A 10,386-nucleotide genomic window follows, 5' to 3' on the forward strand; every position below is an offset into this window, starting at 1 on the left:
GAGCGCCGCCTCGACCTGTTTTTGGATGCCGTGGGCGGGGCCACCGCCACGGCCCGCACCGTGCGCGCCGGCCAGGAGCAGGACCTTTACGCCTCGCTGCTGCACGAGCTGAGCCCGGCTGAACAGAAGAAATACATCACCGACCGCCTCAAGCTGCCCACGTTCACGCTCACCAAGTACAGTCTAGCCGCCGCTGCCACCGGCGCTACTCCGGCCGTGGTCGAAACCATGGCCCTGGCCCTGCCGGGCTTTGCCATGCCCAGCGGCAAACGGGTATTCGTGAGCTCCAACCTGCTCAGCCGCCTGTCGGCATTGCCCCCGCAGGTAGGCGAGCGCCAGACGGGCCTTTGGCTGCCCCGCGCCAGCCTGCAAGCCGATACCGTGCGCCTGCACTTCCCTGCGGGCTTCAAACCAGAGAATATGCCCGCACCAGTGCAGTTCAGCACCGCTTACGGCACCTACGCCAGCCAGTACACGGCCCTGCCCGATGGCACGGTGCAGTACATCCGCCGCCTGGAGTTGAAACGGGCGCAGCTGCCTAAAACCGCCTACGCCGGCTACCTGGATTTCCGTCGCAAAATCAACAACGCCGACAAAGCGCAGTTAGTACTGCTTAAAACGGAAAGCTAAACGGTCAGTGCGAGCCTAGAATTTCACCCGCAGCTGCGCTTTCACCTCGCTGCGCAACGAGCCTTGAATAGACTCCAGCCCCGACCCAACGACGTCTTGGTGGCGGTAGCGGGTTTCAGCGTAGCGCAGCCAAAGGGTGAGGGCGCGATTGAGGCGAATTTCGGCCAGGCCGTAGATGCGCGTGCCTTGCCCGTAGAGGGCGGGCACCGACACGGCCAGCAGCACGTCCTGCTCAAACACGTACTGCCGGGTGTCATAATCATCGGCGTCGAACAGGGCGTAACGGGCGGTCAGCTTCAGGGCGCGGTTTATCTGGTAGCCCACGTCCTGCGACAACACGTAGCCGCTACGCCAGGGCCGGCCCAGGTCGTTTCGCAGGCGCGAGGCCTGCAGGCGGGTGCGCAGGTCCAACTGGGGCGTAAGGGCGGTATTATAATAGAGCAACAGGCTTTGACGCAGCTGCTCGCCGGGCAGCGGAATGGCCCGGTTGGAGTCATCGGCGGGCAGGTCGCGGGGCTTGAGGCGCTGGCGCAGCTGCACGTAGAGCAGGCTGGTTTTGGTGGGCGAGTAGGCGAGGCGCACCAAAGCATCGTGGCCGTCGGTGGGGGCGCTGGCGCGGTAGCGCAGCCACGGAAAGCGGAACTGGTCGTAATAGGCCGAAATTTCCCAGCGGGCCACGGGGCGCACTTTCAGGCCGATGTACACGCCGGCTTCGTTGATATTGCGGGTATTCTCGCTGAACGCGTTGCCGTAGAGCGTATGAAAGTTGGGGGCGTAGTGCCGCACCAGCAGCGCCGCGTCCACGTTGGTACTCAGGCTGGCCAGCAGGCCATTCACGGTGCCCAAGCCGCCGCCGGTGGTGCGGGCCGTTTCGCCAAACAGCAGCAGGTTGCGCCACACGTAGCTGTAGTTCAGGCTCAGGGCCAGGTTTTCCTTGCCGCTGAATTCGAACTTGTTGTAGGACTCGGGGCGCTTGAGGATGGCGGTGCCGTAGTGCGTGAATACGCCGGTAGCGCCAATGGCTAAGTTACCGCTGGCGCTGGTGTAGGTGGTGTTGCCGCCGCCCACGGTTTCGGCCAGCTGGTGGCGATTGGCCAGCTCCGAGGCGGTGCGGTGGAAACCGGTGTAAAGCAGGCCCGAGGTGAACTCATCGAACTGCGCCAGCGAATCGAGGCTTTGCTGCAGGTTGGCATCCACGTTCTTGTGCGACACAAAAGCTGTAGCCTGCACCCTTGGCGCGACCTGATAAGTAAGCGCACCGCCCCGAAAAAACGTGTTTTCGAGCAGCGACGAATACGCCCGAATGCCCACCGACGAGCGGCGCAGCGTAGTAATGGTCTCCGCGCCCTTGCCCACGCCAAAACCCGACGACAGCAGCAAGCCCTGCCCAAACTGCAGCTGATAGTCGCCCAAGGCCAACGATTTCAGCCGCCCCCGCTCCTGCACCAGCAAGTGCGCCGACACGTAATCGGCCCCGAGCTGGCCGTTGCCGGGGTTCCAAATCAACTGTTCGCCGGCGTCCTTTTCCAGCGAAAAGCCCACGCTGAAATCCTTGGTGTGGCTTACCCGGTAGCGAATCAGCATTTTATCGGCCGAGCCGAGGTAGCGGGTGGTGGGCTGGCCCTGGTAAATGGTGGGCGGCGTGTAGCCCTGGCGCTGCTGCAGCACCCGCTCGTAGCGCAGGTACAGGGCGTTGTTGTCTTCGCGGGCAATGCGCTGCCAGAGGCTGCCCCGGCTGGCGTTGGCGTTGCTGGTGAGCACGCTCACGAAGGGCAGAATGCGGTTAATCGTCCGCAGGTCGTAGCCCTCCATACTTTGCAGCTCATACACGCTCAGCAGGTCGCCGTTGGCCTCGCGGTGGCGCAGCAGGGTGGTTATCTGGTTTTCGTTGAGCAGCAGCAGGCCACGCAGCTCTTCGCGGGTGGCTGTATTTAGGTTAATAGGCGTTTGGTAGTACTGGAGCAGCGTTTCGTAAAGGTCCTCGAACGGCACTTCGTCCGACTGAATCTCGGCAAATAGCTCCTGCGTGAGGCGGTCCAGGTCAGGGGGGCGACGAGTGTATTCCTGGGCTTGGACTGAATTAATTAAAAACTGAGAATGAAAAATTAAAAATAGCAGCAGTATTACCCTGCGCGCAGGCCACCGTTTGTCAGGACGCAGTTCGGCTAAGTTGTTATTTTGGGAGCCATTCAACACAATGGGGTAATTAATATTCATCGCGAATTTTTAATTTTTAATCCTCAATTTTTTAATTAAGAATTATTTCCCCCAGGCTTTGCTAATACTCAAATGCTGACTGAAGCCCAGCGCCTGCTGAAACGCGGCCGCGTAGTCAATTTGGAAACTCCCGGCCAGCACGCCAATGCCCGCGCTGGCCTGCTTAGTGAGCGTAGCCAAGCCTAGCCGCGCGGCCAGAATGGGCACCGGGCGGTATTCTAATCCGGCTTTGAAATTGGCGTCGCGCTCTACGTCCTTTTCGGTTTCAACCAGCAGCGTGACCTGGCCGCTGGGCCGGTAGGCCAGGCCAGCCTTGAGCACGGTGGGCACCCGCTCATCCTGGTAGCTGGCCAACCTGGTTTGGCTGAGGTTGTAGAGCGACGCCCCGAAGCTGAGCCGCTGAGGCACCACTTCAATCTGGCCACCCAGCGTGCCGAGCAGCACGCGGCGGCTGCCCAGGCCCTCAATGCTCACCTGCAGCATATCGACCCGGCCACCCAGGCTGATTTGGCCGAAGCGGTAGCCGTAGCCGGCCCCCACGCGGGTTTCGTTGTAGAGCTGCCCGCCGAAGCGCTGGGCCTCGAAAGCCACCACGCCGTTGCGGGCCCAGGTGCGGGTGGCGGCAGGAGCAGTCGTGGCCCCATCGGCGGCACCAGCAAGCAGTGCGGACTGGCGGCCCAGGGGCAGGGCCACGGTGAGCGACCCCACGTTTAGCGCCGGGCTGAAATAGCGGTTTTCGGCGTAGAAACCCACGGTTGGGCGTTGGATTTCGGCCAGGCCGGCCACGTTGTTGCCCATGCTCCAGACCTCGCCGGCCAACGCCACCGAGGCGTTGCTGAGCGCGGCGGCCCGGGCCCCGCGCACGCCGGGACCATTGCCTTGCGCCTGCGCCTCGACCACCGGCCACCAACTCAATACGACCAAAAACAATCCGGAAATAGCAAGATATCGAGGTAAACATTGTTGCATGGCGGGAAGGTAGCACCTTGATGACAAATGCCTGGGCTGCCCGGCGAAATTATTTTGTGGGCTTTCGCGGTTAAGCATTCAGGCGCTCCTGCCGAACTTGCCGCCCTATGCCCCGCTCCTTCTCTGCCGCGCCCCGCCGCGAAACGCTCGCCTACCAAAATCAGTCGCTCAGCTACACCCTTGTGTTTCGGTCGCGGCGCACCATCGGCTTCGCCGTGCGGCCCGATGGCAGCGTGCACATCAGCGCGCCCGCCGGCACCTCGGCCGAGTGGGTAGCCCAGCAGGTGCTGAAAAAAGCCGACTGGATTCTCAAGCATCAGCAGGCCTTTGCCAACCGCCCGGCCCCCGCGCCCAGCCGCCACTTTGAGGCCGGCAGCACGCATCACTACCAGGGCCAGCCCTACCAATTGCGCTTTGCCGCAGCCCGACAGCCCGCCGTAACTATCGAAGCCGCCGAGCTGGTGTTGGCTACGCCGGCTCCCCTCGCTCCTGTTCAGGCCGAGGCCCTGCTCCACGCCTGGTACGCTCACCAGGCGCGGGCACTCTTCGCCGAGTCATTGGCGCGGGTTTGGCCGCGCTTCACCGAATTCAACCTGACCCGGCCCACGCTGGCCGTGCGCCAGATGCGCACCCGCTGGGGCAGCTGCACGCCGAGCACGGCCCGTATTCGCCTTTCGCCCGAGCTGGTGCGCGCCCGCCCGGAATGCCTCGACTACGTGCTGCTGCACGAGTGCTGCCACCTGCTAGTGGGCGACCATTCCCAGGCATTCTACGACCTGCAGACGCGCCTCATGCCCGATTGGGAGCAGTGGAAAGCGGCGTTGAACGCACTGCCCAAATAGAGGCTCAATCTGGCCACGGCAACTATTCTATTAGCTTCACCCCATGATATCCCGGCTGTTTGGCACCCTTTTTCTCGGCTTGGTGTGGTTCTACCGGCACTTTATTTCGCCGCTCACCGCGCCTAGCTGCCGCTATACGCCCACTTGCTCGGCCTACGCGGCTCAGGCCATCACCAGGCACGGGCCGTGGCGCGGGGGGTGGCTGGCGGTGCGGCGCATTGCGAGCTGCAACCCCTGGGGCGGCCACGGCCACGACCCCGTACCGTAGACGGCCGGCTCCGTATAGCCAGCCTTCACCCGTTTGCTTTACCTCAATGCGCTTTATTCCGCTTTTGCCAACTGTGTTGGTGCTGCTATTTGCTACCGCCTGCTCGCAGGCCCAGTCCGACTCTGACAACGCTGCTACCGAAGCGTCGTCCGGCAAGTCAAAATCCAAGAAGAAAAACAAAGGCAAGAAGTCTTCCCTCGAAGAGCGCATGATTGATGCGGCCGTGCCTGGCCTGCGCCGCGTGGGCAGCCTCGATGGCGTACCCGAGGGCTCGGGACTAGCCCCCGGTCCGCAGCCCGATACGTATTACAGCTTCGGCGACAACGGCAACCCGCCCACGTTGTACCAAGTGGATGGCACCGGCCGCGTGACCAATGAAGTAAATATCGCCGCCAAAAACCGGGACTGGGAAAGCCTCAGCCGCGGCCCGCAGGGCGCTTATTTTATCGGCGACTGCGGCAACAACATTTCCGACCGGCGCGACCTGCGCATCCTGCGCGTGAACCCGGCCAGCCCGCAGCAAGTGGGCACCATCGCCTTCACTTACCCCGACCAGACAGAATTTCCACCCAAAAAGAAGGGCCGCAATTTCGATTGCGAAGCCACGCTCTGGCATGAGGGCAAGGTGTGGCTCTTTACCAAAGACCAGCACGAGCGCACCAGCAACGTGTACACCGTGCCCGACCAGCCCGGCACCTACACGGCCCAGCGCATCACCAGCCTCGCCATTCCCGGTCAGGTAACCGATGCCGCCCTCAGCCCCGATGGCCGTCAACTCGTGCTGCTGGGCCGCAGTGAGCTATTTATCCTCAAAGGCAACTCCTGGGCCGACATGCTCAAGGCCACGCCTCAGCGCATCGACCTCGGCGGTACGGGCCAAACCGAAGGCGTGGTATTCAAAACGCCGCAAACCTTGCTCATCAGCACCGAGCAGGGCGGGCTCTTTGAGTACGCCCTGCCTCAATAGGTTGTGTTTGGCAGAAGAAAAAACGTCATGCTTCGACAAGCTCAGCATGACGTTTTTTCTTCTGTTTTCGGCTGTCTCTTTGTTATTTATGCGGCTGGTTCAGGCTGGGCGTAGCGTTGGCGACTGGCTGCGGGTCGCCTTCTTTGCCGAGGTCGCGCGGGGCGTAGCCGTAGGGATTTTCGGGGTTTTTGCCCGCCCGCCACAGCACCCAGATGCCGACAATAATCAGCGGAATGCTCAGCAGCTGGCCCTGGTTGAACAAGTTGCCACTTTCGAAAGCTACTTGGTTTTCCTTCAGGTATTCGCCCAGAAAACGCTGCGTAAAGAGTAACACTACAAACAGCCCGAACAGCTGCCCGCGCGGCGTGCGCTCCTTGGTGCGGTTCCACATCCAGTAGAGCAGAACGAGCAGGAAGAGGCAGAACAGCGCCTCGTAAATCTGGGTGGGGTGGCGCGGCACAGCCACGCCCTGCACCAAGTGGTCGGTATCACGCGGGAAGATGAAAGCCCATGGCACATCGGTGGGCTTGCCCACAATCTCAGAGTTCATCAGATTGCCGGTGCGGATGCAGGCCCCGCCCAACGCCACCACAATCACAATGCGGTCGAGCACCCACAGGTAATCGAACTTGTTGTTGCGCGCAAACAGCCAGCAGGCGAGTAAAATACCGATGGTGGCACCGTGGCTGGCCAAACCGCCCTGCCAGATTTTGAACACCACCAGGGGGTCGGCCATCAGGGCATCAAAATCATAGAACAGCATGTGCCCCAGCCGCGCTCCCACAACGGTACCGATGAGCATGTAAATCGTAATCACGTCGACCCACTGCGGCGACACCCGCTCCGAGCGGTAGATGTGCGTGAGCACGAACGTGCCCACCACGAAGGGCAACATAAAAAACAGCCCGTACCAGCGCAGCGTGACTGGCCCGATGTGGGCGATGATGGGATTGACGTTCCAGTAAATGGCGGCGAGGAAAGGCAGCATGCGCAACAAGAATGAATGATGGTTTCAAAGGTACAGGTGTCAAGCCCCGCGGGCTTCGCCTGAGCGGGATACTGGTGCACCGCAGCGTAAGTGCAAGGCAACTGGATGGTATCAGCGCTGCAGGGCTTGGCCGTTGGGACAGGTTTCGCAGTGGGTTGCTTCCGCAGCCGGGCGCAGCGTGGCACCGTCTCCGCTCAGCGTCATTACCAACGCCCCAAGTAGCACGGCGTAGGCTGGCCGGCGCAGCCACCCCGGCAGCAGTGGGCTTTTAGAAGCGGCACTGGCGGCGAGGCGGGCGTGCACCCGGGTATAGAAGAAGGGCTGCAGCCGAGCGTTGGGCTGGTCGCGCAGTTGGCGCATCAAGTCGTCCCATTCTTCGTCGGGAGCGGAACGAATGGGTGAATCAGACATGGCAAGAACGGGATTGGAGGTGTTTTCGGAGGGTTTGGCGGGCCCGAAACAGCAGCGACTCCACGGCGGGCACGGTTACGTTGAGCACGGCCGCAATTTCTCCGTAGCTCAGCTCCTGCTCATGGCGCAGGGTGAAGGCCACCTGCTGTTGGTCGGGCAAGCGGGCAACGCGGTCTAGTAAAAGCCGCAGTTGCTGCTTGCCTTCGAGCAACGCCAGCGGATGGGCGTGGTCGGGCACTTCGTGAAGCACGGCGTTGTCGAAACCCAGCAAGCTGGTGAAATAGGCAAAGCGCTTTTTGGCGCGGGCCTTCTGGCGGTTTTTCAGCGCCCGCGACGTGGCCAAGCGGTAAAGCCAAGTGCTAAGGGCGGCATCGCCCCGAAACCGGCTAATGGTCTGATGAACTTCCACAAAGACCTCCTGAGCAACATCTTCCGCCTCTTCGGGAGACCGCAGCAATGCCAGCACCGTTCGGTAGATACGGTCCTGGTAACGCTCGACCAAGGTGCGAAAAGCAGCCTCGCTACCCGCCTGCAGCTGCGTCACCAAATCAGCCTCAGCCGCGGCAAAGTTGGTCAATCGAGCACACGCCGGAGGTTCGTGGTCCAGAAGCAGCGGAAGCGAGTAAGCCACAAGAACGAGGACTCTAAAATTTGGAAAAGCGCCCACTTAGCACCGGGCCTGCGCCGCAGCTACCAGGGTTGCAAAGGCTTAGGCACCATCTACCCAAAAAACTTGCGCGGCCTTTCCCTTTATTCTGCAAACCCTTGATGAGCACAACATTTTATTCCGACCAAGTTACTTATAATGAGCTAACTGTAGCGCTCCAATAGCTTCGGTTGAATCACAACCCCGCCAGCTCCTCGGCAAAGCCACCGCTGAGAATCGGAAACCGCAGCCAGGAGCGCGGGTCCACATTATAGTCATCGAGGTGGAAGCCGGGGGCGTAGCGCTCGCGCTTCCACTGGTTGCGGCTCCACAGGTTGTAGAAGCGGCGCACGAAGACCTTTAGTTGCTCGTGGTTGAAGCCGGTTTCTTCGCCGTCGAGCCTGGCCAGCACTTGGGTGGGGCTGAGGCGGTCGTAGAACGCCAGACGCTCGATGCGGTTGAGCAGCGTGTAGGGCATCAGGTCGCGCTCGTCGGTCTGCTTGTCGGCCAGCGGGCGCAGTTCGGCGGTGGGCTCCAGTGCATTCACGTGGCGCAGGGCGGGGTAGCCGAGCGTGGTTTCGGCCCAGCGCAGCCACTTTTTCACGAAGTCCTTGTCGACACCCGCGATGGGCGAGATGCTGCCGGCCGTGTCGCCGTCCATGGTGCAATAGCCCACGCTGGCTTCCGAGCGGTTGGAAGTAGTGATAAGTAGGCAGTTCTGCACGTTGGCCAGCAGCCAGATGCCGGGAGCCCGCACCCGCGACTGAATGTTCTGCAGGGCCAGGTCGTCGGTTTGCCAGGTCAGGTCCCGACCCAGCGCACCCTGGATTTTGCCCACGTAGCCGGCTACTTCGTCGTCGATGCTCCAGTCATGAAACCGCGCCCCGATACTGTCAGCCAATTCTTTGGCCGAGTTAAAGGTGTCGTCCGAGGAATTGACGGTGCCCTGATAGGCACAGGTGAGCAGCTGCTGCACCAACTCTTGGTTTTCAGTTAAAAGTTGAGAGTTAAAAGCTAAACCCTCTGCTTGCGCGTCAGGCTTTTGACTGCCCACTTTTAACTCTTCACTTTTAACTTTTAACTCGCTGAAGCAGCCGCTGCGCCGCTTGAATTCCGCCACGCCCAGCTCCTCCACGCCCAGCCGCACCATTTCGGCCACGCCCACGGCGCAGAAGCACGAGTCGGCCCCGCCGCTCAAACTCAGCACGAAGCCGCGGCTGCGCGCCTTGCTCAGGTAGTCGAACAGGGCCAGGCTCATGGCTTGGTTTAGCTCCTGGTATTCGTCGGGGGCAGGCAGCGGCACGATTTCCGCCGCCGGGGCCAGCGCAGTGGTGAAATCCACGTCCACCCACTCCATGTCCACTTCCTTGAAGCTCAGCAGCTGGTTGCGCAGCAGCAAGTGGCCGTTGCGGGCCACCAGCAGCTCGCCATCGAAAATGATGCGGCCCGCCTCGTTGCCCAGCAAGTTGGCATAGAGATAGGTGCAGTTGAACGTACGCGAAGCCTGCATCACCAGCTGGTAGCGCACGTCGGTTTTGCTCATGGCAAAATGGCTGGCCGAGGGATTCACAATCAAATCCACCCGGCCCATGAGCCGGCAGGCGGGGCGCACGTCATCGGCCCGCCAGGCATCCTCGCAAATCTCGAAGCCAAAACGCACGCCCTGGTGTTCAAAAATGAGGTCGCCGAGCGGCCACGCCTCCCCTTCCCAACTCACAGTGCCGGTTTCGCCCGCCACCCAGGGCGCGAAGAAGCGCGTCTCGTAATGCACGCCGTCATTGGCCAGAAACTGCTTGGCCGCGAAGCCCAGAATCTGGCCGTCGCGCAGCACCGCCGCCGTGTTGTAGGTCCGGCCCGGCAGCCGCACCGGCAGGCCCACCACCACGCAAATCCCGTGCGTCCACTCACGTACCTGCTGCAAGTGCGCCAGCGCCGCCTGCGGCATCCAGTCGCTCAGAAACAAGTCTTCGCAGCCGTAGCCCGTCAGGCACAACTCGGGCAGGCACAGCAGCTCCACGCCGGCCGCTTTGGCCTGCTCAATGGCCGTACGAATATTGCGCAGGTTGTTTTCCCAATCAATGGGAATCTGGTTGAGGGCGGCTCCAGCGATGCGCATGGGTCAATTAAAAATTTTGAATTAAAAATTAAAAATGCCCCTACTGAGCCACTTCTATGAGAACAGAGCCAGCATGGTCCGGTTTGCAATTGAAGCTGTTTAGTAAATCGAAAATCCTGTCATCCTGAGCTTGCGAAGGACCTTATCAGGCCTGCGCCGCTTGCAATTACCGCAAACTGTTCACCGGTGATAAGGTCCTTCGCAAGCTCAGGATGACAAACGATAAAAAATCGAATTCCCAAACAGCTTCATTTTCAACCAAGCAGTAGGGCTTCCGCACCAAAAGTAAGCGGGCTGTAGGTTAGTTTCGGGCATGGACCCTTTCGCTTCCT

The 10,386-nt window shown here is 61.1% G+C and carries 10 protein-coding genes; 4 read left to right on the plus strand and 6 right to left on the minus strand.

What is annotated here, in order from left to right; all coding sequences use genetic code 11:
* A partial coding sequence (locus tag IEW17_RS20085) for a DUF3858 domain-containing protein (RefSeq protein ID WP_505669469.1) occupies nt 1–630 on the plus strand: 630 nt, incomplete at its 5' end.
* A 15-nt stretch (nt 631–645) separates the two neighbouring features.
* Here IEW17_RS20085 and IEW17_RS20090 read toward each other — a convergent pair.
* The gene (locus tag IEW17_RS20090; RefSeq protein ID WP_188563852.1) at nt 646–2,847 is read right to left on the minus strand and encodes a ComEA family DNA-binding protein; all 2,202 of its coding nucleotides are present in this window, start codon (nt 2,845–2,847) and stop codon (nt 646–648) included.
* 42 nt (nt 2,848–2,889) lie between these two features.
* Complete coding sequence (locus tag IEW17_RS20095; protein ID WP_188563853.1) at nt 2,890–3,771, minus strand: PorV/PorQ family protein; 882 nt, start codon at nt 3,769–3,771, stop codon at nt 2,890–2,892.
* Nucleotides 3,772–3,923: 152 nt separating this feature from the next.
* Between IEW17_RS20095 and IEW17_RS20100 the strand changes: the two genes are divergently transcribed.
* Genes IEW17_RS20100 through IEW17_RS20110 form a run of 3 tightly spaced genes read left to right on the plus strand, consistent with a single transcriptional unit; the run spans nt 3,924 to nt 5,893 of the window.
* Nucleotides 3,924–4,658 (plus strand): M48 family metallopeptidase, encoded by a 735-nt coding sequence (locus IEW17_RS20100; protein ID WP_188563854.1) that lies wholly within the window; start codon nt 3,924–3,926, stop codon nt 4,656–4,658.
* A gap of 43 nt (nt 4,659–4,701) precedes the next feature.
* Complete coding sequence (yidD, locus tag IEW17_RS20105) at nt 4,702–4,926, plus strand: membrane protein insertion efficiency factor YidD (RefSeq protein ID WP_188563855.1); 225 nt, start codon at nt 4,702–4,704, stop codon at nt 4,924–4,926.
* A gap of 46 nt (nt 4,927–4,972) precedes the next feature.
* On the plus strand, nt 4,973–5,893 hold the full coding sequence (locus tag IEW17_RS20110) for an SdiA-regulated/phytase-like domain-containing protein (RefSeq protein ID WP_229749171.1): 921 nt from the start codon (nt 4,973–4,975) through the stop codon (nt 5,891–5,893).
* 82 nt (nt 5,894–5,975) lie between these two features.
* Here the strand turns inward: IEW17_RS20110 and lgt are convergent, their stop codons facing one another.
* The 4 genes from lgt to nadE form a co-directional block, all read right to left on the minus strand.
* Nucleotides 5,976–6,881 (minus strand): prolipoprotein diacylglyceryl transferase, encoded by a 906-nt coding sequence (gene lgt / locus IEW17_RS20115; RefSeq protein ID WP_188563857.1) that lies wholly within the window; start codon nt 6,879–6,881, stop codon nt 5,976–5,978.
* Between the two features lie 111 nt (nt 6,882–6,992).
* Complete coding sequence (locus tag IEW17_RS20120) at nt 6,993–7,292, minus strand: hypothetical protein (protein WP_188563858.1); 300 nt, start codon at nt 7,290–7,292, stop codon at nt 6,993–6,995.
* On the minus strand, nt 7,285–7,869 hold the full coding sequence (locus IEW17_RS20125; RefSeq protein WP_188563859.1) for an RNA polymerase sigma factor: 585 nt from the start codon (nt 7,867–7,869) through the stop codon (nt 7,285–7,287). The genes IEW17_RS20120 and IEW17_RS20125 overlap by 8 nt, the downstream gene beginning before the upstream one ends.
* Before the next feature lie 265 nt (nt 7,870–8,134).
* Nucleotides 8,135–10,054 carry an NAD(+) synthase gene (gene nadE / locus IEW17_RS20130; protein ID WP_188563860.1) on the minus strand — a complete coding sequence of 640 codons (1,920 nt, stop codon included), beginning with the start codon at nt 10,052–10,054 and terminating at the stop codon, nt 8,135–8,137.
* Between the last annotated feature and the right edge of the window lie 332 nt (nt 10,055–10,386).

Source organism: Hymenobacter frigidus, assembly GCF_014640435.1.
Classification (GTDB): Bacteria; Bacteroidota; Bacteroidia; order Cytophagales; family Hymenobacteraceae; genus Hymenobacter; species Hymenobacter frigidus.